Annotated in this window: 18 protein-coding genes and 1 tRNA gene; 4 read left to right on the top strand and 15 right to left on the bottom strand. The window is 71.4% G+C overall.

Annotation, left to right across the window (positions count from 1 at the left end):
- Entirely contained in the window at positions 1–360 is a 360-nt protein-coding gene (locus tag ISU07_RS15660; protein WP_194707762.1) for an ArsR/SmtB family transcription factor, read from the bottom strand.
- Positions 361–661: 301 nt separating this feature from the next.
- Between ISU07_RS15660 and ISU07_RS15655 the strand changes: the two genes are divergently transcribed.
- On the top strand, positions 662–976 hold the full coding sequence (locus ISU07_RS15655; RefSeq protein ID WP_194707761.1) for a hypothetical protein: 315 nt from the start codon (positions 662–664) through the stop codon (positions 974–976).
- Positions 977–1,129: 153 nt separating this feature from the next.
- On the opposite strand, the gene ISU07_RS15650 is transcribed toward ISU07_RS15655, so the two are convergent.
- Entirely contained in the window at positions 1,130–3,730 is a 2,601-nt protein-coding gene (locus tag ISU07_RS15650; protein WP_194707760.1) for a tetratricopeptide repeat protein, read from the bottom strand.
- A gap of 39 nt (positions 3,731–3,769) precedes the next feature.
- The gene (locus ISU07_RS15645) at positions 3,770–5,155 is read right to left on the bottom strand and encodes a sensor histidine kinase (protein ID WP_194707759.1); all 1,386 of its coding nucleotides are present in this window, start codon (positions 5,153–5,155) and stop codon (positions 3,770–3,772) included.
- A gap of 799 nt (positions 5,156–5,954) precedes the next feature.
- On the opposite strand from ISU07_RS15645, the gene ISU07_RS15640 reads away from it, so the two are divergent.
- Entirely contained in the window at positions 5,955–6,863 is a 909-nt protein-coding gene (locus ISU07_RS15640) for a TIGR03086 family metal-binding protein (RefSeq protein WP_194707758.1), read from the top strand.
- A gap of 287 nt (positions 6,864–7,150) precedes the next feature.
- Here ISU07_RS15640 and ISU07_RS15635 read toward each other — a convergent pair.
- Positions 7,151–7,227, bottom strand: a tRNA-Arg gene (locus ISU07_RS15635).
- A gap of 102 nt (positions 7,228–7,329) precedes the next feature.
- On the bottom strand, positions 7,330–7,497 hold the full coding sequence (locus ISU07_RS15630; RefSeq protein ID WP_194707757.1) for a hypothetical protein: 168 nt from the start codon (positions 7,495–7,497) through the stop codon (positions 7,330–7,332).
- A gap of 350 nt (positions 7,498–7,847) precedes the next feature.
- Between ISU07_RS15630 and ISU07_RS15625 the strand changes: the two genes are divergently transcribed.
- On the top strand, positions 7,848–8,780 hold the full coding sequence (locus ISU07_RS15625) for a D-2-hydroxyacid dehydrogenase family protein (RefSeq protein ID WP_323742638.1): 933 nt from the start codon (positions 7,848–7,850) through the stop codon (positions 8,778–8,780).
- Here ISU07_RS15625 and ISU07_RS15620 read toward each other — a convergent pair.
- The 6 genes from ISU07_RS15620 to ISU07_RS15595 all read right to left on the bottom strand — a co-directional run bounded on the left by ISU07_RS15620 (position 8,777) and on the right by ISU07_RS15595 (position 16,110).
- Positions 8,777–9,784, bottom strand: a complete 1,008-nt coding sequence (locus ISU07_RS15620; RefSeq protein ID WP_194707755.1) for a sugar phosphate isomerase/epimerase family protein — start codon at positions 9,782–9,784, stop codon at positions 8,777–8,779. The two genes, ISU07_RS15625 and ISU07_RS15620, sit on opposite strands and share 4 nt — an antisense overlap.
- A 10-nt stretch (positions 9,785–9,794) precedes the next feature.
- A complete protein-coding gene (locus tag ISU07_RS15615) occupies positions 9,795–10,994 on the bottom strand; it encodes a Gfo/Idh/MocA family protein (protein WP_194707754.1) in 1,200 nt (399 codons plus the stop codon).
- A 91-nt stretch (positions 10,995–11,085) separates the two neighbouring features.
- On the bottom strand, positions 11,086–12,141 hold the full coding sequence (locus ISU07_RS15610; protein ID WP_194707753.1) for a substrate-binding domain-containing protein: 1,056 nt from the start codon (positions 12,139–12,141) through the stop codon (positions 11,086–11,088).
- Positions 12,142–12,211: 70 nt separating this feature from the next.
- Positions 12,212–13,279: an ABC transporter permease gene (locus ISU07_RS15605; RefSeq protein WP_194707752.1), complete on the bottom strand. Its 1,068-nt coding sequence runs from the start codon at positions 13,277–13,279 to the stop codon at positions 12,212–12,214.
- Positions 13,276–14,802, bottom strand: a complete 1,527-nt coding sequence (locus tag ISU07_RS15600; protein ID WP_323742637.1) for a sugar ABC transporter ATP-binding protein — start codon at positions 14,800–14,802, stop codon at positions 13,276–13,278. Before ISU07_RS15600 ends, ISU07_RS15605 begins: the two co-directional genes overlap by 4 nt.
- Before the next feature lie 114 nt (positions 14,803–14,916).
- Positions 14,917–16,110, bottom strand: a complete 1,194-nt coding sequence (locus ISU07_RS15595) for an ROK family transcriptional regulator (RefSeq protein WP_194707751.1) — start codon at positions 16,108–16,110, stop codon at positions 14,917–14,919.
- A gap of 690 nt (positions 16,111–16,800) precedes the next feature.
- Between ISU07_RS15595 and ISU07_RS15590 the strand changes: the two genes are divergently transcribed.
- The gene (locus tag ISU07_RS15590; RefSeq protein ID WP_194707750.1) at positions 16,801–19,047 is read left to right on the top strand and encodes a hypothetical protein; all 2,247 of its coding nucleotides are present in this window, start codon (positions 16,801–16,803) and stop codon (positions 19,045–19,047) included.
- A 22-nt stretch (positions 19,048–19,069) separates the two neighbouring features.
- Here the strand turns inward: ISU07_RS15590 and ISU07_RS15585 are convergent, their stop codons facing one another.
- The 4 genes from ISU07_RS15585 to ISU07_RS15570 are packed head-to-tail and all read right to left on the bottom strand — an operon-like array spanning position 19,070 to position 22,820.
- Positions 19,070–19,324, bottom strand: a complete 255-nt coding sequence (locus ISU07_RS15585; protein ID WP_194707749.1) for a DUF3303 family protein — start codon at positions 19,322–19,324, stop codon at positions 19,070–19,072.
- Between the two features lie 12 nt (positions 19,325–19,336).
- On the bottom strand, positions 19,337–19,948 hold the full coding sequence (locus ISU07_RS15580) for a DedA family protein (protein WP_194707748.1): 612 nt from the start codon (positions 19,946–19,948) through the stop codon (positions 19,337–19,339).
- On the bottom strand, positions 19,945–20,709 hold the full coding sequence (locus ISU07_RS15575) for an MBL fold metallo-hydrolase (RefSeq protein ID WP_194707747.1): 765 nt from the start codon (positions 20,707–20,709) through the stop codon (positions 19,945–19,947). Before ISU07_RS15575 ends, ISU07_RS15580 begins: the two co-directional genes overlap by 4 nt.
- Complete coding sequence (locus ISU07_RS15570; protein WP_194707746.1) at positions 20,706–22,820, bottom strand: alkaline phosphatase family protein; 2,115 nt, start codon at positions 22,818–22,820, stop codon at positions 20,706–20,708. Before ISU07_RS15570 ends, ISU07_RS15575 begins: the two co-directional genes overlap by 4 nt.
- Between the last annotated feature and the right edge of the window lie 723 nt (positions 22,821–23,543).

Genomic DNA, 23,543 nt, shown 5'->3' with positions numbered 1-23,543 from the left:
TCAACGGGCCTGCCGACGCTGTGACCCGGACGGTTGCGGAGGGGTCAGCTCGGGTTCCAGGTCCGCGAGCTGGGCCGCCAGGCCCAGGAGAATGCGCCGCGCTGCCAGAAGCAGGTCGCGTACTTCGGGCGCGCTGATCGAGTACACGACCTCGCCGTCGCGGCGGCGCGAGACGACCATCGACGAGCGCCGCAGGACCGACAGCTGCTGGGACAGGTTGCTCGGCTCGATCGTGATCTCGTCGAGGAGTTCGTGCACGGCATGGTCGCGCTCGCTCAGCAGCTCCAGGATCCGGATCCGGGCGGGATGTCCCAGTGTGCGGAAGAACTCCGCCTTGGCCTGGTACAACGGGACACTCACGACGCACCACCCCCCGTGGTCCGCGGGGAACGGGCTGCGGCCTCGTCCAGCGCCGCCTTGACCCGACGATGGGCGTCCCGGACCAGCCGCTCGTCATCGGCTGTCCCGACGACCTCGACACCCGCCGCCCCAGTCACGTCCGCCCTACCGACGACGTGGTCACGGACAGCCTCATGGAGGAGTCCGGTCCGGTCCAACACGCCGGCTGTCTCCGTTGCATCCACCCTGGTTCTCCCTTGGTCATCGCGGAGGCTAGTACAACAATTGAACACCTTTGCAAGTGATCACGTAGTCTCGGCCCGTGGAACAGCAGAGCCCCGCCGAAGCGTCCCCGTCTGCATCACCCGCCGAAGGGATGTCCATCACCAAGGTCCAGCAATGGGTGCTGTCGGTGCTCGCCTTCACGGTGATCGAGCACTTCGCCGCCGGCCTGGCCATCGCGGGGATCTTCGCCAACGACCAGGACGCGCGCGTCGGCCTCAACATCCTGGCCGGCATCACCGGAACGTTCGCGGTAGCAGCATTCCGGGCGCTCCATGCCAAGCCGATCCTCAGTCTCTGGCTCCTGGCCGGACCCCTGCCGGGCCTCATCGGAGCCTGGCTGACGTTCCGCTAGTACCAGGACCCGGGTATGAAGCGCGGGTCCGTGGTGTCGCGGAGCAGTTCCCTGCGCAGCGTCCGTGCGAAGTTGCGCGTCGTCATCCGGACCGAGTCTGGCCTGACATCCTGTGAGGAGTCTCTCTCAGCCCAAGATGGACTCACGGTCAGATCATTCAAGGTCCTTCGGGGCTACTCCTGGCCCGTCGGCCTCCAGCGCGTAGGCAACGGCCTGGTCGGCCGTCATCGCGCGTCCCTGGTCAGTCGCCCTGGCCCAGGCCTCGGCCCCGAGCGCCGCTTGAACGGCGGATCGACACCGCTCTACGGGCACGGCGTCCGCTGGCGCGAGCGGCAGCCCGATGCTGATCCACCGTCCGTCCGCGGCACCGAGGAGCCGGGCCGATCGCTCGTACCGGCCGAGCCGGAGGGCCTCGGCGGCGCAGACGACCAGTGCCTCGGCGAGGTGGTCCTCGTCCTCGGCCTCGCGGAAGAACCGGACGGCTTCGCGCAGTCGCGGTGCCGCCTCCTCGAGGTCGCCCTCGGCGACGGCCGCGGTGGCAATGCCGAGCGATCCGATGACAGCCCCCCACTCCTCTCCGAGGGCGGTGTCGAGCTCGTACGACCTCTCGAACAGGCGACGCGCGGTCGCGAAGTCCCCGTCGTCCATCGCCAGTTGCGCCAGGTTGAATGTCGTCACCGAGACGCCGTCATCGTCTCCCAGCTCGGTGCGGATCCGTAGCGCCTCCTCGAACAGCTCCCGCGCTCGCGTGGTCGAGTCCACGGTGCGCGAGGCCGATCCCAGACTGTTGAGTGCCCGGGCCAGACCGGCACGGTCCCCGACCTGCCGGAACAGCTCGATGGCCTCCTCCAGGACGGCGGCGGCCCCATGCTTGTCCGCCTGTTGGTCGAGGAGGACTCCGAGCCGTTGCGCGACGTTGGCCCGAAGGCCCACGGAGATGTCCCCGAGAGCGTGCACGCGCCGCAACCACGCGACGCCCTCGACCGCCCGGCCGTGGGTGTACCAGTGGTGGCTGAGGCCGATCGCGAGCGCGGCGCCCACGTCGGCCTGTGGTGGCTCGGCCTGGAGCGCCCACTCCAGCGCCGCGAGCAGGTTGGGCAGCTCGATGTCGAGGCGTCGGCGCCAGGTGGCCCGGTCGGCACCGTGCACGCCGGCGTCGACGTCGGCGCCCAGCTCGGCGAAGAACGCCGCGTGCCTGCGGCTGGCCTCTGCCAGCTCACCGGCCAGTCGAGCCCGCTCCAGAGCGAACTCGCGGATGGTCTCCAGCATCGAAAAGCGTTGGGTGTCGTGATCGTGCCCCAGCAGGCTCTGGTCGAGCAGGATCTCCACGCCGGGCAGCGGCTCCGCATCGCCGCCCGAGACGGCCTTGAGCGCGTCGAGGTCGATGCCACCGACGAACACCGCGGCGCGACGCAGCAGCGCGGCGGCGGCGGTGGGCAGCATGTCGTAACTCCACGCGATGGTGTCCCGGATGGTCTGCTGCCTCGCCGGGAGGTCGCGGCGACCTCCACTCAGCAGTCCGAGCCGGCTGTCCAACTGGCCGCGGACCTGCTCGACGGTGAGGAGCTTCACGCGCGCCGCGGCGAGTTCGATGGCCAGAGGCAGGTGGTCCAGCCGTGCGCAGATCTCCCGGACGTCGTTGGCACTGGTCGCGGTCAGACGGAAGGTCGGCTGCGTCGCGCGGGCCCGCTCAAGGAAGAGCTCCACCGACGCGTCGGGTTGCAGAAGCTGGAGGGCGTACTCGTGCTCGGCGGCGATGTGGAGCGGGCCCCGACTCGTCACGATCGCCTTCACCCGCCGGGCGCCGGCCAGCAGGGTCGCCAGGTCTCCGGCCGCCGACACGACGTGCTCGAAATTGTCAAGGACCAGCAGGACCGCTCGGTCTCTCAGCTGACCGACCACGTTCTCGATCCCCGGAACACCTGGCGCGCTGGGCAAGTCGACGGCCAATGAGATGACGTCGCCGACCTGCGCCGGGTACGTGGCCGTGGTGAGGTCAACGAAGACCAGTCCGTTGCGGAACGCGTCACCCAGGCGCTCCGCCACGGCGACGGCCAGCCGCGTCTTGCCGCTGCCACCGGTTCCGGTGATCGTCACCAGCCGCACGTCGTCGCGTCTGAGCAGCGCCTCCACGGCCGCGACGTCGGCCTCACGGCCGACGAGCGGGGTGACGGCCGCCGGCAGGTTCGTGGGCGTCTCGAGACTGTTCAGGGGCGGGAACTGCCCGGGCAGGCCATCGATCTGTAACTGGTAGATCCACTCCGGCTGGGCCAGGTCCTTGAGCCGGTGCTCGCCGAGATCCACGACCGTCACCCCCTCGAGCGGCTCCGCGACAGTCCGGGTCGCCTGGGAGAGCAGCACCTGGCCACCGTGCCCCGCCGAGGCGATGCGGGCGGCGCGGTGAACGTCAAGACCGACGTAGTCGCCATCGATCGGGGTCGGTTCGCCGGTGTGCAGTCCCATCCGCACCCGGACGGGCTCACCTCCCGGCCAGGTCTGGGCGGCCAGGAGCCGCTGGGCGGCCACGGCCGCGGCCACCGCTTGGGTCGCATCCTGGAAGACGACGAAGAAGGAGTCCCCCTCGGTGCGCTGCTCGTACCCGCCGTGGTGAGCGAACGCCTCCCGCAGCACACGCCCGTGCAGCGCGAACGCCTCGAGGGCGGCGTCGGCGGGAAGCGTGCGCAGCAGCCTGGTCGACCCCTCGATGTCGGTGAACATCAAGGTGACGACTCCCGCGGGCTGGTCAGGCGACATGGTCGGCTCGGTCGCCCGAGGTGAATGGGTGACTCGAGGTCACGGCTTCCTCGACTCGTCCGGTCGCCCCAGCGTGGGCGAGCTGACGGGCAGCGTCACCCGGAGCGTCGTGCGCCCTGAAACGGAGTCCAGCGCGAGATCGCCGCCGTGCTCCACGACGACGATGCGGTAGCTGACCTGTAAGCCGAGGCCGGTGCCCTGACCCGGTGGCTTGGTGGTGAAGAACGCGTCGAAGACACGCTCCTTCAGCTCGTCGGGGATGCCCGGTCCGTTGTCCTCGACCTCCACCACGACGCTCTCGCCGGCGCGGTGGGCGCGCAACGTCACGACGGGGTCCTCGACCTCCGCCACCGCGTCGCAGGCGTTGTGCACCAGGTTCGTCCACACCTGGTTCAGCTCGCCGCCGAGGGCGGTGATGAGCGGGAGGTTCGCGTCGTACTCCCGGACGAGGCGGATCCCCCCGGTGGCCTGCCCCAACAGCACCAGGGTGTCCTCGAGGCCCCTGACGACGTCGACCTCTTGGACTGGCGCTCGGTCAAGGTACGAGTGGGAGCGCATCGCCTGCACGACGTCGGAAACCCGGCGAGACGCCTCGGCGACCTGTGCGGCTGACTGGCGCACCGCCGCCGTGCGGACCAGGAACCGCACCGCGGTGGCCAGGTCCGGGCCTGGGAGCAGGCGGGCGAGGTCGGGCTCGGCGACGCCCGCCTCGACCAGGGTCGGGGCGAGCTGCCAGCCGTCCTCGACGCCGTGGTTCTCCAGCCACTCCTCGACGGCCGCTTCCAGGTCACTGGTCTCCAGGGCGGTTCGCTCTGGGCGCTCCCGCTCGGCGAGCTCCGCAAACAGGTCGACGGCCTCGGTGCCGGTCCCGCGCGCGGCCATCGTGGCCAGGTCGGCGATGTCGACGATGAGCTGGTCGGCGGCGCGCTGGGCGGCGGCGGCGGGATTGTTCAGCTCGTGTGCGACGCCGGCCGTCATCACCCCGAGGACCAGCATGCGTTCCTGGTGTCGGAGCCGGTCGTTGGTCTCGCGGATGCGACGCGAGAGGGGTACGAGGATCGAGCGTGCCGCGGAGGGGCTGGTGTCCAGAAGGTCCTCGAGGGCGGCCTGGGGGATCGACACCAACTCGGTGGCGGTCCTGGCTCGCGCGGTCGCGCCACGGGGACCCTTGTCCAGCAGCGCCATCTCGCCGATTACGTCGTCGGCAGTGCGCAAGGCGATCAGCACCTCGCGCCGCTCTGTGGTCTTGATGATCTCTAGCTCTCCCGAGGAGATCACGAAGGCACGGTCGCCCGGGTCGCCCTCGCGGAAGAGTACTTCCCCGGGTTCCAAGCTGACGTCGCTCGCCTCGTTGCAGATCCTGCTCAGGTCATCATCGGAGAGCTCGGCGAAGAGCGCCACCTGCCGGAATCTCTCGAACTTCATCGCCTCACACCGTTGCGACGTACTCGTGCATGAAGGTCACGCACGTGGCGCCCTGACCTACGGCCGACGCGAGCGGCCGACTACGCTGGGCCATCCGTCTCAGGGCGCACGCGCAACCGACGGCACGAGAGCAACCCGGGAGAACATGTTTGGCGTCCCGCCCGGCCGTGAGGCGGTCCCTGACGCTGGGATTCACCGGAAAGCCTCCTCGTTGAACGACAAGATCCTCGCACCCCAAACAGGACTCGGCCACCGAGACACTCGTCGACCGCACGCCGTCGCCCACGCGCTCAGCACGACCCCGAGCAGCACGACCCCGAAGCCCGAGAGCAATGCTGGGGGCCGATCATCGACACGACGCCGATCAGCTGATCCCATCCGCGATGCCGGTCACTCATTTCCTGACCCACAGCACCGGCACGACTCGACGAGATGGCCTCAGCCGTTCTTGGGGTGACCGAACCACTCACGATGATGGTTCGGCGTGCGAACGCTCCCGGAGGCGATGTCGAGCCAACCGGTCGACGAGATCGAGGGAAAGTCACCATTGATCTCCGCTTCGAGATGAGCGAAGAGCAAGGAGTCGCTTCAGGGTGCGTCACCGCGACGTAACGATTCGGGGCTGCGCGCCCAGGAATCGGCGAGGACCATGGGGCATGGACCGTTCGGTACTCCCGGATCCTCGTGACGCGCTTCGACCCCGTCTTCGACATCTGTGCGCGTAACGGCGGTGTTGCCGTGGTGGCTGCATCAGGCCGAGCTTGCGTTCGGGAGCGGCCTCGTGTGAAAGGAAACTGAGATGGACGTGAACACGCTCTACCACCGCACAGTGGAGTTCTTCGCCGATCGGGTCAACACCGTGCGCGGCGATCAGTGGGCGGACCCGACCCCGTGCACCGAGTGGACCGTGCGCGACCTCGTCAACCACGTCACCTATGAGAACCTCTGGACGGTCCCGCTCATGGAGGGCGCCGCCATCGAGGCGGTCGGTGACCGGTTCGACGGGGACGTGCTCGGGACCGACCCGATCGGCTCAGCGTTGGCGGCTGCCCGCGAGGCCATCAAGGCAGTGACCACCCAGCTGCCACTCGGCGGCAGCGTGCAGCTGTCCTTCGGGGAGACGCCGAAGGAGGAGTACGCCATGCAGCTGGCCGCCGACAATCTGGTCCACGGCTGGGACGTAGCGGTGGCCATCGGCGCCGACACCAGGATGGACCCCCACCTCGTGCACGCGATCACCCGCTGGTTCGACAACCAGGAGGAGGCCTATCGCGACGCCGGCGCCGTCTCCACGCGACGTGAGCTCACCGGCGACGCCCAGCACGACCTACTAGCGCGCTTCGGACGCGACGCGGGGTGGGGGCCCCACCACCGGACACTCGTACGATTCAACAGCGCCTTCCGCGACGGCGACCTCGGCGCCGCGCTTGCCTTGGTCACCGACGACTTCGTCGTCGAAACCACCTCGCCCGCGCCCGACGGGCAGAGAATCGAAGGGCGCGACGCAGTCCGGACGGCCTTCACCGAGGTCATGCGCACGCCCGGGATGATCTTCACCGAGGAGGAGTCCTTCGTGTCCGGCGACCGCGCAGTCGTCCGCTGGCGCTACGCCTGGGCGGGCTCGGACCCTGGCCACGTCCGCGGTGTCGACGTCATCCGGTTCCGCGACGACCTGGTCTGCGAGAAGCTCTCCTACGTCAAAGGCTGACCGATCGCAGTTGCACTGTTCGAGAGAGCCGCTCGGACCACTTGATCTGCGGACGTTTCGGTACAGCAGTCCGGCACGAGCGGCGCCATCCCTGACGCCGCCGAGGTCGAGAATCTCATGCTGAGGTGGGGAAGGCGTTTGTAGAAGACCACGGGCCTCGAGCCCATCGACGTGCAGGTGTGACCCCGTGCCTCGGCCATCCCAAGAAAGCTCGTGCAGCGGTCCGAGCACCGGTTCCCGTGACCGGCGGATCGACACGCACGAAAGGGCCTCTGACTGCGAAACTCTGGCGCCCCCGACAGGATTCGAACCTGTGACCCGCGGATTAGAAGGCCGCCGCTCTATCCAGCTGAGCTACGGGGGCTGGGCGGTGCCCATTGTGGCCGATGGGTCGTCCACCACCCACCTGGGACGCGCCACAGCCGGACCCGTCAACGGGTCCGGCTGTGGTTCGTGTGAGGAGGAGTCAGTGGGCGAGGCGACCGTGCAGCACGGGCTCGGCGTGCCGGGGCAGGTGGAAGCGGATGCCTGGGGTGCGGACCAGAGCGATGCCGATGGCGACCACGCCGGTCAGGACGGCGAGGGCGACGAGGGCGAAGAGGACCGAGACGGTGGTGGTGTCGATGATGGTCATGGCGTGTGCCCCTTCGGGTCGTGGGCCCGGTGGACCCGATGCCAGGGACACTCCTCCGCTCGCGTTGCGTACACCGTTCGCCGGCGGACACAACGCAGGAACGTGGGCGTGGAAGGCCGAGCGGGAGCCGGCGAAGTTGCCCAGAGTTGCCTGGACCGACTAGTCAGGACGTCCGGTTCTGCGCTTGCGGCCCGGACGGCCCGCCGGGTGGTCTACGGTCCCTGTCCAGGGGGCGCTCTTGGCGTCGTCGCGGCCTCGCTGGGGGGCAAGAGCCGCGCCAGTACCTCGCCACCCACATCCGGCGAGGTACTGCCCGGCTCACCCCCTCGTGTGGCTGGGACGATGACCGCGTGACCGACGGACCGGTACGGGTGGCGGTGCTCGACGACTACCAGGGCGTGGCGCCGGAGCTCGCCGACTGGGCCTCGCTCGACGCCGAGGTGGAGTTCCATCGCGAGCACCTCGCCGGTGACGCGCTCGTCGACGCGCTGGCCGGGGTCGAGGTCGTGGTCACCATGCGCGAGCGGGCGGCGTTCCCTCGCGAGGTCCTCGACCGGCTCCGCGACGTACGCCTGATCGTCTCGACCGGCGCGGCCAACGCCGCCATCGACGTGGCCGCGGCGGGGGAGTGCGGGATCGCGCTCGCGTACGGCACCTCGGGTCCGTCCCGCGCGACCACGGAGCTGACGTGGGGACTGATCCTGGCGGCGCAGCGGCACCTGGCGGTCGAGGACCATGGCATGCGCGAAGGTGCCTGGCAGACGACGGTCGGCATCGAGCTCGACGGCACGCGGCTCGGGCTCGTCGGGCTCGGCCGGCTCGGCTCGGCCATGGTGCCGTTCGCCCGGGCGTTCGGGATGGACGTCGTCGCGTGGAGCGCGAACCTCACGCCGGAGGACGCGGCGGAGCGCGGCGCGACGTACCTCCCCCTCGACGAGCTGCTGGCCACCTCCGACGTGGTGTCGATCCACCTCAAGCTCGGCGACCGGTCACGCGGTCTCCTCGGTGCCGCCGAGCTCGCGCGCATGAAGCCCGGCGCGCTGCTGGTGAACACGTCCCGCGGGCCGATCGTCGACGAGGCCGCGCTGGTCGAGGCCGTTCGCGAGGGGCGGATCCGCGCGGCGCTCGACGTGTACGACGAGGAGCCGCTGCCCGGCGGCTCCCCGCTGCGCTCACTGTCGGGCGCGACGCTGACGCCGCACCTCGGGTACGTCACCCGCGAGCAGCTGCGACGCTTCCACGAGGAGTCGGTCGGGCTGGTCCGGGCCTACCTGAAGACCTAGGAGTCGCTCGAGAACGCCGCGTCGAAGGCGGCCTCCGGAGCGTCGAAGGCGAGGTTCCGCACGAACTCGAGTGCCTCCGGGGCCCCACGGAGCCGGTCCATGCCGGCGTCCTCCCACTCGACCGAGATGGGCCCGTCGTACCCGATGGTGTTGAGCATCCGGAAGCAGCGCTCCCACGGGACGTCGCCGTGACCCGTCGAGACGAAGTCCCAGCCGCGGCGTGGGTCCGCCCACGCGAGGTGCGAGCCCAGGCGGCCGTTGCGGCCGCCGCCGACCTGGAGCTTCGTGTCCTTGCAGTCGACGTGGTAGATCCGGTCCTTGAAGTCCCAGAGGAACGAGACCGGGTCGAGGTCCTGCCAGACGAAGTGCGAGGGGTCCCAGTTGAGCCCGAAGGCCGGCCGGTGGCCGATCGCCTCCATCGCCCGGACGGTCGTCCAGTAGTCGTAGGCGATCTCGGAGGGGTGTACCTCGTGGGCGAACCGGACGCCCTCGGAGTCGAAGACGTCGAGGATCGGGTTCCAGCGGTCGGCGAAGTCCTCGTAGCCGGCGTCGACCATCGCCTGGGTCGCCGGCGGGAACATCGCGACGTACTTCCAGATCGAGGAGCCGGTGAAGCCGACGACCGTGTCGACGCCGAGCTTGCGCGCGGCGCGGGCGGTCATCTTCATCTCCTCGGCCGCGCGCTGCCGGACGCCCTCGGCGTCGCCGTCGCCCCAGATGCGGCTGGGCAGGATGCCCTGGTGCCGCTCGTCGATCGGGTCGTCGCAGACGGCCTGGCCCTTGAGGTGGTTGGAGATGGCCCAGACCTTGAGGTTGTGCTTCTCCAGGAGTGCCAGCTTGTCCTTGACGTAGGAGTCGTCCTCGACCGCGGCCCACGGGTCGAAGTGGTCGCCCCAGCAGGCGATCTCGAGGCCGTCGTACCCCCACTCCGAGGCCAGCCGGCACATCTCCGCGAACGGCAGGTCGGCCCACTGGCCGGTGAACAGCGTGATCGGGCGGGTCATCGAAGGCTCCTCAGGCGGGGACGGGTACGGCGGTCGGTTGCCACGCGCCGGTCTCGGCGCTGTGCTCGACGGCCGCCAGCACACTCTGCACCTGGAGGCCGTCGGCGAACGACGGAAGGGGCTGCTCGCCCTTGCTGATCGCGGTCACCAGGTCGACGACCTGGTGGGTGAAGCCGTGCTCGTAGCCGAGGCCGTGGCCGGGCGGCCACCAGGCGCCGACGTACGGGTGCGTCGGCTCCGTCACCAGGATGCGGCGGAAGCCGGCGGTCTCGGCGGCCTCCTGGGCGTCGTAGAGGTGGAGGACGTTCATGTCCTCGAAGTCGAAGGCCAGGCTGCCGAGCGAGCCGTTGACCTCGATCCGGATGGCGTTCTTGCGGCCGGTCGCGAAGCGGGTCGCCTCGAAGACGCCGACCGCACCGCCGCCGAACCGGGCCAGGAACACCGCGGCGTCGTCGACGGTCACGTGACCGGTGGGGCCGCCGTCCTGCGACGTACCTCCCAGCAGGGCGCCGGACGAGGGGGAGGGGAGCGGGCGCTCGTGGACGAAGGTCTCGAGGAGGCCGCTGACACGGGCGATGTGGTCGCCGGTGATGTGCTGGGTGAGGTCGACGATGTGCGCGCCGATGTCGCCGAGCGCGCCGGAGCCCGCCTTGTCCTTCTCGAGCCGCCACGACATGGGGGCGGCGGGGTCGGCGATCCAGTCCTGGAGGTACTGCGCCCGCACGTGGCGGATCTCTCCGATCCGGCCCTCGTCGACCAGCTGCTTGGCCAGCGCGATGGCGGGCACGCGGCGGTAGGTGAAGCCGACCATCGCGAGCACGCCGTTCGCGGCCGCCCGCTCGGCGGCCTCGGTCATCGCCTGGGCCTCGGCCACGGTGTTGGCCAGCGGCTTCTCGCAGAGCACGTGCTTGCCCGCGTCGAGCGCCGCGATGGCGATCTCGGCATGGGAGTCGCCGGGGGTGCAGACGTCGACCAGGTCGATGTCGTCACGGGTGAGCAGGCGGGTCCAGTCGGTCTCGGTGGACTCCCAGCCGAGCCGGGCCGCGGCCTCCGCGACGCGGCCCGGGTCACGACCGCAGAGAGCCCGCATCCGCGGCGTCAGCGGCAGGTCGAAGAAGCGCGGCGCCGAACGCCACGCCTGCGAGTGGGCCGCACCCATGAAGGCGTGACCGACCAGGCCCACCCCCAGCTCGGGAGCGTTCGTGTCCATGGCACGTCCTTACGTCGAGGTACGTCGGTGGGGAGGACCGGCCGGGCCGTTCGCAGTGCGACCCGGCCGGTCCTTCTCGGGGTGTGGTGGGTCAAGACTCGAAGCAGAGGTCGCTGTACTCGTCGACGTTGTCGGCGGTCACGACCGGTGCGTTCAGCACGATGCGCTTCGGGACCTCGACCTGCACGAGGTCCGAGAGACCCTTGTCCTGGGCGATCAGACGAGCCAGCTTGATGCCGTCCGCGGCCTGGGTCGGCGGGTAGATGACGGTGGCCGCCATCGAGCCGTCGCGGATCCAGTCCATCGCGTTGCAGGAACCAGCACCGCCGATGAAGGTCATCTCGTCACGGCCGGCGTTGTCCAGCGCGGCCTTGACGCCGACGCCCTGGTCGTCGTCGTGGTTCCAGAGGATGTCGATCTTCGGCGCCGCCTGCAGCAGGTTGGAGGCCTGCTCCTCGCCGGACTCCACCGTGAACTCCGCGGCGACGCGGTTGTCGACGGTCTGGCCGCACGCCTTGAGGGCGTCCTTGAAGCCCTTCGAGCGGTCCTGGGTCAGGGGCAGCGCGTCGATGCCGGCGATCTCGGCGATGACCGGGTCCTCGATGCCCTTCTCGTCGATCACCTGGCACGCGTAGGTGCCTGCGGAGACGCCCATGCCGTAGTTGTCACCGAGGATCGTGGCCCGCGCGGCGAACGGCGAGGAGAACTCACGGTCCACGTTGATGACCGGGATGCCCGCGTCCATCGCCTCGATGGCGATGTCGGTGAGCGCGGCGCCGTCGGTGGGCAGCAGGACGATGGCGTCGACCTTGTCGTTGATGAAGGTCTCCACCTGACTGATCTGCTGGCTGGGGTCGTTGGTGCCCTCGGCCGTCTTCAGCTCGATGTCGTCGTACTTCTCGGCCTCCGCGAGCGCCGAGCTGTTGATCGCGGCCAGCCAGCCATGGTCCGCGGCCGGGCCGGAGAAGCCGATGGTGACGGTGTCACCGGGGTCGTCGTTGGCCGACACCGCCTTGGTGTCTCCTCCGCCGCCGTCTCCCGACGCCTCGGAGTCCGGGCTGTTGCTCGTGCAACCGGTCAGCACCAGCAGGGCCGCGACGGCTACGCCGGACACCAGCCGGAACGGGTGCTTGATGGGTCGTGACATGGATGTGCTCCTCGATGTGGTGGAGGCCCGAGCGGCTTCTCTTGCTGGGTGGTGCCTGTGACGTGGTGCCCTACGAACTACCGGTGTTGCTGCGCGCCGCGAGTCGCTGCTGGAGCAGGACGGCGGCGACGATGATGAGTCCCTTGGCCACGGCTTGGACCGAGCTGGACAGGTCGTTCTGCACGAAGACGTTCTGGAGCGTGGTGAAGATCAGCACGCCGAGAACCGTGCCGACGATCGTGCCGCGACCGCCGGAGAGCAGCGTGCCGCCGATGACGACCGCCGCGATGGCGTCGAGCTCGTAGAGCGTGCCGTGGGTCGAGGACCCGGTCGTCGTGCGGGCCACGAGCATGACCGCGGCGATGCCGCAGCACAGGCCGACGATCGCGTAGAGCGCGACGGTGTGGCGGCGTACGTCGATGCCGGCGAGGCGCGCGGCCTCCGGGTTGCCGCCGACCGCGAAGGTGCGGCGCCCGAAGGTCGTGCGGTTGAGCACGACCCAACCGACGACCGCGACGAGCGCGAAGATGATGACGAGGACCGGGATGCCGATGACGTCGGCGCGGAAGAACTTCGTGAAGTCGGTGACGTGGACGATCTGGGTGCGCCGCTCGGAGATGATCTCCGCCAGGCCGCGGGCACTGGCCAGCATCGCGAGGGTCGCGATGAACGGGACGACCTTGCCGTAGGACACGAGGAGCCCGTTGACCAGACCGCAGCCGGTGCCGACGGCGAGGGCGGCCAGCACGATCACCGACCAGTGGTAGTCCTCGGCCATCGTCTGGGTGGCCAGCGTGGTCGACCAGACCGAGGACAGGGCCACGATGGCGCCGACCGACAGGTCGATGCCGCCGCCGGTGATCACGAACGTCATCCCGACGGAGACGACGCCGATGACGGAGGCGAGCCGCAGGATCGTCAGCGCGTTGTCGACGCTGGCGAACTGCTCCCCGGCGGTCCAGATGCCGACGCCGCACAGGATCAGGAGCGCGACGACGAGACCGAGGTTGCGGCCGACGGACGAGCCCAGCACCTGCTGGGCGAGCCCGGAGCCCTGGGGCGTGCCGCTGCCGGCCAGCGGCGCCTGGGCCGGTGGCTCGGCGCCCTCGTGGGCGGGCGCGGTGCGTTCCTGTGTCACGCGGCACTTCCTTCCATCACCAGGTCCAGGACCTTGTGCTCGTCGATGTCCTCGGCCGGACCCTCGTGGACGACGAGGCCCTCACGAACGACCAGGACGCGGTCGGCGAGGCCGAGCACCTCCTCGACCTCGCTGGACACGACGACGACGGCTACCCCGCGCGTGGCGAGGGATCGGATCAGGGCGTAGATCTCGCTGCGGGCGCCGACGTCGACGCCGCGGGTGGGCTCGTCGAGCAGCAGGACGCGGCAGTCGCGCAGCAGCCACCGGGCCAGCACGACCTTCTGCTGGTTGCCGCCGGACAGGTTGCGGACGGGGCGGTCGACTCCGGTGGGGCGTACGTCGAGCGACTCGGCGAGCTCGCGGGCCTGGGCGCGCTCGGCACCACGGTCCAGGAAGCCTGCGCGGGAGAAGCGACTCATCGAGGAGACCGTGATGTTGCGGTAGACCGCCTGGTCGAGCAGCAGTCCCTGGCTCTTGCGCTCCTCCGGCGCGAGGCCGATGCCGGCGCGGACGGCGGCCTGCACCGAGCCGGCGCGCAGCCGCTTGCCGTCGACGGTGACCGTGCCGGTCGACGCCTTGCGGGCGCCGTACACGGTCTCGAGGATCTCCGAGCGGCCGGCGCCCACGAGCCCGGCGAGGCCGACGATCTCGCCGGCACGGACCTGGAAGGACACGTCGGCGAACTTCTTCGTCAGGCCGAGGCCGTCGACCTCGAGGACGACCTTGCTGTCAGTGGCGGCTGCGGGTCCCTCGGGGAAGACGTACTCGATCTCGCGGCCGGTCATCAGCCGGATGAGGTCGGCGGTGGCGGTGCCGCGTGCCGGGAGGTCGGTGGCGACGGTGCGGCCGTCCTTGAGGACGGTGACCCGGTCGCCGATCTGGCGGATCTCCTCCAGGCGATGGGAGATGTAGACGACCGCGACGCCTTCGGCGGTGAGGTCGCGGATCACCTGGAAGAGGGTCTGCACCTCCTGCTGGTCGAGCGCGGCCGAGGGCTCGTCCATCACGATCAGCCGGGTGTCGTGGCTGAGGGCCCGTGCCATGGAGACGATCTGCTGACCGGACGCGGGGAGGGTACCCACCTCGCGGTCGACCCGGATCTCGCCGTGGCCGAGCCGCTTGAGCAGGGCGCGGGCGGCCGCCCGGGTCTCGGAACGCTTGAGCAGGCCGCCGCGCGACTTCTCGTGCCCGAGGAAGATGTTCTCCGCGACGCTCAGGCCGGCGACCAGGTCGAGCTCCTGGTAGATCGTGGAGATGCCGCGGGCGATCGCGGCGTTCGGGTTGGCGAGGGTGACCTGCTCGCCGCGCCACTCGATGGTGCCCTCGTCGGGGCGGTGGGCTCCGGCGAGCACCTTGATGAGCGTGGACTTGCCCGCGCCGTTCTGGCCCAGCAGGCAGTGCACCTCACCGGCGCGGACGTCCAGGTCGACGCCGTCGAGTGCGCGGACGCCGGGGAACGTCTTGACGATCCCGCGCATGTGCAGCAGCAGCTCCTGCTGCTCGCGTGCCTGCTCGGCCACGTGGCTCCTCGTTCCCTGGGACGCGGCGTGACGACCGTCACTACCGCTTGGGCGAGGAATCTATGGCGCTAATCGCAAGTGCGCAATACTCAAACGAAAGTTTGTTGCGAAAGGTTAGGCCACGGCGTAGACCGCGTCGCTGATGAGGCGGGCGGAGCCGATCACCCCGGAGTCGCCCCCGAGCTCGCTGAGCACGACGGGGAGGTTGCCGGTCGCCAGCGGCAGCGACTGGCGGTAGATCGAGCTGCGGATCTCGGCCAGCAACGAGTGGCCGAGGCCGGCCACGCCGCCGCCGATGACGATGAGGCCGGGGTTGAAGAACGAGACCAGGTTGGCCAGCACCGAGCCCACGCGACGGCCGCCCTCCCGGGTCAGCGCCAGGGCCTCGGCGTCGCCGCGCGTGAGCGCGCGTCCGACGCTCTCGGCGGTCAGCGCGCCGTCCTCCTCGAGCAGCTCGGCCAGCACCGGCGAGCGGCCGCCCTGGGCGGCGGCGGTCGCGTCGCGCGCCAGCGCCGCGCCGCCGAAGAACGCCTCGAGGCAGCCGTGGTTGCCGCACGCGCAGACGGGTCCGTTGGCGTCGATGCGGATGTGGCCGATGTCCCCGGCGCACCCGTCGGCGCCGCGGTAGAGGTGTCCGCCGACGACGATGCCGCACCCGATGCCGGTGCCGATCTTGACGAACAGGAAGTCCGAGGCGGACCGGGCGACGCCCGTGTGCTGCTCGCCGAGCGCCATCACGTTCACGTCGTTGTCGAGGAGGACCGGCGTACCGAGCTCGCGGGAGAGGGCGTCGCGCACGGGGTACCCGTCCCAGCCCGGCATGATCGGCGGCGACACCGGTACGCCGCCCTGGAAGTCCACCGGTCCGGGCACGCCGATGCCCACGCCGGCGGGCTTCTCGACCCCCTCGGCCGCGAGGAGCTTGCGGGTCGTGTCCAGCGCCTCGGCGAGCACCGCCTCCGGGCCGCGGCGGATCTCGATCGGTGAGCTGTCGCGGGCCAGCACCTGGAGCCGGCCGTCGGTTACCGCCACCCGCATCGAGGTGGCGCCCAGCTCGATGCCGACGAACCGCAGACCGGGGTCCAGGTCGACCAGCGTCGACCGGCGACCGCCTCGTGAGGCCGCCGGGCCGCCGTCGACGGCGAGTCCGAGCTCGACGAGCCGGCCGGCCTCGGCCGCCACGGTCGTGCGCGACACGCCCAGCCGGCCGGCCAGGTCGATGCGCGAGAGCGGACCCTCGTCGCGGACGTAGGTCAGGATCTTCGACTGCGTCGGCGTCTCGGCCCGGCCGGACAGGAAGTGCGCCATGGCCGCATGCTCCCACGGTGGCCTCGCGTCGGGCAGGTGCTCGGTCATGGTGCCTTTCAGTCCGCGACCGCCGACTTTCGGTGGTTGGTGCGCAGAGAATCGCACAACTCGTGCGAAAGATCTGCCCGGGATCGCACGCGCATGGCTTGGGGTCCGGCGTACCGCGGTGAGGGCGCCTCGCCGTACGGGGTGCTCTCACTCCGGCCTGCTGAACGGGCGCGATCGCGCGGAAATGGCAGGTTTCCGAGCCGGGAATCTGCAATTCCGGCGCGATCGCGCGATTTCCGGCACCCGACCGCGGACCCGCCGCACCTCTCACGGCTGCCGTGTCGCCCGCGTACCCCGGGTCGACCGACCGAGAGCTGAGCACCGTCGGCACCGCCTGGTTGTCAGGCACGACTTCTGAAATCTCTTGCCGAAAGATCTTCACATCCGGACGAAATTGGTGCCGTTCGGCGACCCCGCAACGACATCGACCTCCGGACGTTCTTCCGCAAGGACGGCGCCAAGAGGTGCCACCACGCCCACGACGAGCAGGACACCGCACCGGGCGGCGGCGCGGACCCCCCGCCGACCCCCGCCGACCCCCCCCCGCCGACCCGTCACATCGTTATGCATCTGCGGTCAGGGATCCTCGACCGGGCCACCGGGCCTGCTTAGGCTGACCCTCCAACGAGAGGGGCACGGGGAATGACGACTCGGGGGACGGCGCTGCGCGCCGCCACGGTGCTGGCGGTCGCACTGGGAGGGCTCGCGGTGGCCGCGGCGCCCGCGACCGCCGACCACAGCGTGCTGGAGCTGGTCTCGACGGGAGCGGCGGGCGGGGACGGACCCGTGCCGACGATGTTCGAGGCCGGTACGCCGGACGGCAACCACGCCTTCTTCACCACCGACGAGTCCCTCGTCGCCGCTGACACGGACGGCGGGCAGACGGACATCTACGACCACACGGCGGGCACGACCCGCCTGGTCACCGTCGGACTGCCGGTCCTCGGCGGGTCCCCCTTCTTCCAGAACGTCACCGTGTCCGCGGACGGCAGCCGGGTGTTCTGGGAGGCCAGTACCCAGCTGGTGCCGGCGGACCAGGACGCCCAGTACGACGTGTACACCGAGATCGGCGACCAGCCCGTGCTCGTCACGACGGGCGCGGGGGACACCGCCCTGGACGGTGCCCAGGTCTGGGCGGTCTCGGCCGACGGCTCGCGCGCTGTCGTCTCGTCGATGGAGGCGCTCACCGGCGACGACACCGACGCCACCGGCGACCTGTACCTCTGGCAGAACGGCACGCTGACCCGTCTCACCCTCGGACCGACCGGCGGCAACGGCGCCCACCAGTCGTACTTCGCGGGCGCGTCGGACGATGCGTCCGTCGTGGTGTTCCAGACCGACGAGCAGCTGGTCGCGGCGGACACCGACAACGGCGACGACCTGTACCGGCGCGCGGGCGGCCAGACCACGCTGGTGAGCACGGGACCCACCGGCGGCACGGTCGACGACCCGGCCGAGCCCCTGGCGACGTCGCCCGACGGCAGTCGTGTGGTGTTCTCCACCACCGACCGCCTGACCACCGCCGACACCGACGCCGCCTCCGACGTCTACCTCTGGGCCAACGGTGTGACCACGTTGCTGAGCGCCGGGACCGCCGACGTCGCCGCGTTCTTCACCGACGCCAACCGTGACCTGACGACCGTCGGCCTCAGCACCGACGAGGCGCTGCTGCCACAGGACTCCGACAGCGAGGAGGACCTGTACGCCTGGCGCAACGGCACGCTCGTCCTGCTGACCACGGCCCCCGGCCACCAGGCCAACCTGGACACGCGGTCCGTCTCCGACGACGGCACCCGCATCGTCATGACGGCCTTCTCGGCGCTGACCGGCGAGCCCAACGACGCCGCCGACGACCTCTACCTCTGGAACAACGGCCAGACGACGCTGCTCACCCCCGGTACGTCGACCGACGACGCGCGCTTCCGGGCGGCGTCGTCCGACGGCTCGCGCATCGTGTTCGCGACCCAGGAGGCCCTGCTGGGCAGCGACACCGACGCGAGCGACGACCTCTACGAGGTGAGCCCCACGGGGATGTCACAGCTGACGACGGGCAACGGCGCATCGGGCGCCTTCTTCGAGGCGGCCGGCAACGACGGCGGGCGGGTCTACTGGTCGACCGAGGAGCCGGTCGTCCCCGCCGACACCGACGCGGCCGACGACATCTACCTGAGCAGGGTGGCGGTGCCCAAGAACCTCACCCCGCCGACGATCACCGGCTCACCCGGCGTCGGGCAGACGGTGACCTGCACGCCCGGCACCTGGAAGGACGCCGAGAGCTTCGCCTACCGCTGGAACCGCGACGGCGCGCCGGTCCCGGGCGCGACGGGCTCGACGTACCTCGTCCCGGCCGGCGACGCGAGCCACGTGCTGACGTGCACCGTGACCGCGACCGGCGACGGCGGATCGGCCTCGGCGACGAGCGCCCCCGTGACGGTGCCGGTCCCGACCGGACCGCTGCCCGGCGCGTGCGCCAACGCCGGGGTCGGCACGGCGGGCGCGGACACGCTGCGCGGGACGCCGTACGGCGACCTGCTCTACGGGCTGGCCGGGCGTGACCGCCTCGTCGGGCTCGCCGGCGTCGACTGCCTGGTCGGCGGCCCCGGCCGGGACCGGCTGGTCGGCGGCACGGGCAAGGACAAGCTCGACGGCGGCAAGGCGGCGGACCGGCTCTACGGCGGACCCGGGCGCGACCGGCTGCGCGGCAGTGCCGGGGCGGACGTCCTGAACGGCGGGCTGGGTCGCGACCGGCTGGTCGGCGGGCTCGGTGACGACGTGCTCCGGGCCCGCGACGGCCGGGCCGACCGGGTGCGGTGCGGGCGTGGCGACGACGTCGCCGTCGCCGACCGCCGGGACCGGGTCAGCGGCTGCGAGGTCGTCCGCCGGGGCTAGCAGCTCGGCCCACCAGCTGGGCCTAGTAGGTGGGCAGCGGATCCGCGCTCACCGGGGTGATCTCGGTCGTGCAGACCTTCATGCCCGGGAGCAGGAACTTGTTGAGCATCGCGAAGTCGTCGGCCTCCACGATCATGTAGATCGTGTGCTCCATGAACGCGCCGTAGACACCGTGCACGGTGACCTCGCCGACCGTCGCGTCGTGGAACTTGCGTGAACCGCCGCTGCCGTAGGGGCAGTCCTCCGGCGCGTGGACCTGCGTGATGTGGAAGAGCATGGACCGAGAGTGTCACTGCCCCGCGTCGCCCGGAACCCCCTGCGCCGCGTCCCTCGCCGTCCGCCACCGCTGGTACCCGACCTGGACGGCGGTGAACAGCAACGCGCCGGCGACCGCCACGACCAGTGCCGTCCCGGTGTCCGGCAGCACGGTCGCACCGGCCAGGCCGATCGCGGCGTACAGCACCGACCACAGCAGCGTCGACATCACGGCCACCGCGGCGAAGCGCCGCCAGCGGTACCCCGCGACCGCGGCGACGAAGAGCACGGGCAGCCGGCCGGCGGGAACCAGCCGCGAGATCACCAGCGTGCGCAGCTCGTGGTGGGCGATGCCCAGGCGCACCTGGCCGAGCCGGGACAGGTCGTCGCGTCGCAGCCAGCGCATCCGCAACGCCAACGGCTCGCCGGCCGACCGCAGGGCGCCGTAGGTGACCACGTCCCCGGCGTACGCACCCAGCGCACCGACCAGCACCACCGGCACCATCGCCCAGGGCTGGTGGTCCGCGGCGATGACCGCGGCGGCGCTGACCGCGGGTCCGGTCGGCAGGACCGGCAGCACCGAGCCGACGGCGACGAAGGTCCAGAGAACGAGGTACGCCGCGGGGTCGAGCTCGGTGATCGTCACGGCAGCAGCACCCGCTCGCCGTGCGCGGCGACGACCGGCTCCGGGTCACCCGGCCGTCCGAGCGCGGCGGCGAACCGCGCGCCCGGCGAGACGAACAGCTGCTGGTGGTTGCCCGGGGCGACCCGCTCGAGGCCCATCGGCCAGAAGGTGCCCCAGTGCACGGGGACCGCGTACGTCGCGCCCACCCGGCGCACGGCCTCGGCGCCGGACTCGGGGGAGAGGTGGGTGTCCGGCAGCGTCGGGCCCCAGCCGCCGACCGGCACCAGCGCGAGGTCGACCGCCGCCACCTCGGCCATGTCGTCGCGAGGGCCGGTGTCGCCGGGGTACCAGCAGGACCGCCCGGCCGCCTCGATGCGGAACCCCAGGGCCACGCCGTCGCCGCGCGCCCAAGGGTGCCGGTTGCCGGGGTGGCTGGCGGCTTGCACCTGCACGACGAGGCCGCGTACCTCGAGCTCGTCGCCGGGAGCGACCGTCCGCACGTCGGCCACTCCGGCCCGCGCCAGCAGCCGCTCGGCACCGCGCGGCCCGACGAGCGTGACGTCCGGGCCGAACCGGCGCAGCGAGGGTACGTGCAGGTGGTCGTGGTGCTGGTGCGAGACGACCACGACGTCCGCGTCGTACGCCGCGGCCGCCGGCGTCACGCCGCGGCGGCGCAGGTGGGCGAGGCGGTCGGTGAGCAGCGGGTCGACCGCCACGCGTACCCCGGCCATCTCCACGGTCAGCGACGAGTGGCCCCACCAGGTGACGGCGAGATCGCTCATGCGGTGGTCACCGGCGTCGGGCCCGCCGTGCTGTGGTGCCCGGACTCGCGCACGCCGAGCTCCTCCAGGCGGCGCACCAGCACGCGGTGCAGCCCGACCCCGGTCAGCGCGTCGGCGGGTACCTTCCAGCCCGCCGGGTGCAGCACGAACGCCGTGTTCTGCCAGCCGCCGAGCCCACCGTGCGAGCCCACCAGCTCCTCGAACGCCGCCACCTCGCCGAGCCCCTCGTCGTACGCGCCGAGCAGGATCACGTCGCCGACGTCTGCCCGGGCGGAAAGCGCGACCAGGTCGGACGCCGCGCGCCGACCGTATGCCGCGAGCGGGTCGCGCCCGTGCCCCGAGACCGCCAGGGGAGTGGCGCCGGGCCGCAGGTCGATCCGCCCACCCGGCGCCTCGACGGCGAGGTCGCCGTTGGTCAGCAGGGTGACGACGGCGCCGATGTGGTGGTGGGCGGCCAGGCCGTCGACCAGCTCGGGGTACCGCGCGTCGACCTCCTGGCGCGTCAGCCGGCCCTCGGTCCCGGTGACGTAGACGTGGGCGAGGCTGCCGGACACCGCCACGACGACGTCCGACGGCTCCTCGGCGGCACCGCGGCGGCGTACGTCGTCGTGGTCGGACCGCGTGGCGCTGCGGGCGGCCCGGCTCACCACGCCGCCCACGCCGCCGGCCCCGGCGGCCAGCAGGGTGGCCGGGATCCACGTCTCGTCGGACGTGTCGTTGGCGGGCGCCACGACGGCGTCGACGGTCAGGCCGTGGACGACCTCCTGGAGTGTCGTCCCGTCGAGCTGGTGGAAGGTCGCGCCCTGGGCCTGGCCGTGGTCGGACAGCACCACCAGCTCGTACCGGCGGCCGACGACCTTGACCAGCTGGTCGAAGAGGTTGAGCACGCGGTCAAGGTTCTCCAGCGTGCGCAGCGACTCGGGGCGGGTCGGCCCGGCGTGGTGCGCCACCTCGTCGTAGTCGACGAAGTCCACGAACACCACCGGCGTCCCCTCGGTCAGGTGCTCGGCGACGATCGAGACGTTGAGGTCGCGCAGCAGGACCGTGGTCACCCCGCGCAGCAGCAGGAACGTGCCTCCGCGGTGCACGCGCGGCTCCACCCCTCGCATCCGCTGCCGGCGGGCCTGGTGCCACTCGGCGATCATCTGGCCGACGAAGAGCGTGATCGACCGGGTGAACCCGACGCGGAGCGAGGCGTACGTCGCGGCCCCGCGGTCGCTCGCCGGCAGCCGGGCGTCGCTCAGGGTCAGCCGGCGCACGGGCGCGTCCCCGCTGAAGATGTTGGAGATGCTGGCGCCGCCGTCCCGGAGCAGCCCGTCCCCCGACGAGAGCCTCGCCTCGACCTCGGCGACGTCGGCCGGACGGCTCATGGTGAGCAGGCGGCCGCGCTGCTTGTCGTACCACCGGAAGCCGGGCACCGACCGGTCGTCCCCGTGCAGCAGGGCGGCCTGCGCGGCCGGGGTGGTCGCGGGCATGCCGGTGTGCCAGGCCCTGAGGGAGTGCGTGCCGGAGCGGATCCACCGCGACAGCGTCGGCATGCTGCCGGCGGCGATCGCCTGCCGGAGCACGGGTTCGCTGACCCCGTCGAGCTGGACCACGAGCAGGCCGGGCCCGGTGCTGCCGGCGCGGTCGGTGTGCCGCGCGGCCCGCCCCAGCAGCTGCCCGAGGAACACCTCGTCGCTGCTGGTGTCGAACAGCCAGTTCACGCACGCCGCCGCCACCGCCGCCGCCCAGGACGCGACGAACACGTCGCCGAAGCTGAACGGCCGCACCGACGGTACGAGCTGCAGGGCCAGCCAGAGGACCAGCACCTGGGCGAGCAGTCCGGCGACCAGCAGGCCGAGCACCCCGGTCAGGACGGTGAGCCGCGTGATCAGCGGCCGCAGCATCGCGCTCAGGGCCAGGGCGAGGACGGCCAGGCTGGCCACCGACTCGGCGCCGCGCTCGACCTGCACCCCCGGCAGGAACCACAGGCTCGCGGTCAGCGCCAGGAACGACGTGACGAACGCCCGCACCACGCCGCGCACCCACGACCACGTCGGTCGCCACAGCGCCAGCTGGGCCTTGCCCAGGCGCAGCCGCGTCCCGACGGAGTACGACGGCTGGCCCACTCCGGCAAGGGTACGGCGACGCTCACGCTCCGCCGCCGGTCCTCAGGGTCGAACCAGGGGTGTGTGGTGGTCGAGCCGCCGCGAGGGACGAGCGGCGTGTCGAGACCCGGTGCGCGTCACGGGGTCTCGACTCCGCTCGCTGGCGCTCGCGGGCTCGACCACCATGCTGTGGTCAGCCGCGGTGCTCGGCGAACCAGGGATACGTGGTGGTCGAGCGGCCGCGAGGGGCGAGCGGCGTGTCGAGTCCCGGTGGGCGTCATGGGGTCTCGACTCCGCTCGCTGGCGCTCGCGGGCTCGACCACCATGCTGTGGTCAGCCGCGGTGCTGGGCGAACCAGGGGTACGTGGTGGTCGAGCCGCTGCGAGGGACGAGCGGCGTGTCGAGTCCCGGTGTGCGTCACGGGGTCTCGACTCCGCTCGCTGGCGCTCGCGGGCTCGACCACCATGCTGTGGTCAGCCGCGGTGCTCGGCGAACCGGGGGTGTGTGGTGGTCGAGCCGCTGCGAGGGACGAGCGGCGTGTCGAGACCCGGTGCGCGTCACGGGGTCTCGACTCCGCTCGCTCGCGGGCTCGACCACCATGCTGTGGTCAGCCGCGGTGCTCGGCGAACCAGGGATACGTGGTGGTCGAGCCGCCGCGAGGGACGAGCGGCGTGTCGAGACCCGGTGGGCGTCACGGGGTCTCGACTCCGCTCGCTGGTGCTCGCGGGCTCGACCACCATGCTG

Source organism: Nocardioides islandensis (genome assembly GCF_015352455.1).
Taxonomy (GTDB): domain Bacteria; phylum Actinomycetota; class Actinomycetes; order Propionibacteriales; family Nocardioidaceae; genus Nocardioides; species Nocardioides islandensis.
This window is presented reverse-complemented; position numbering and strand designations above follow the sequence as displayed.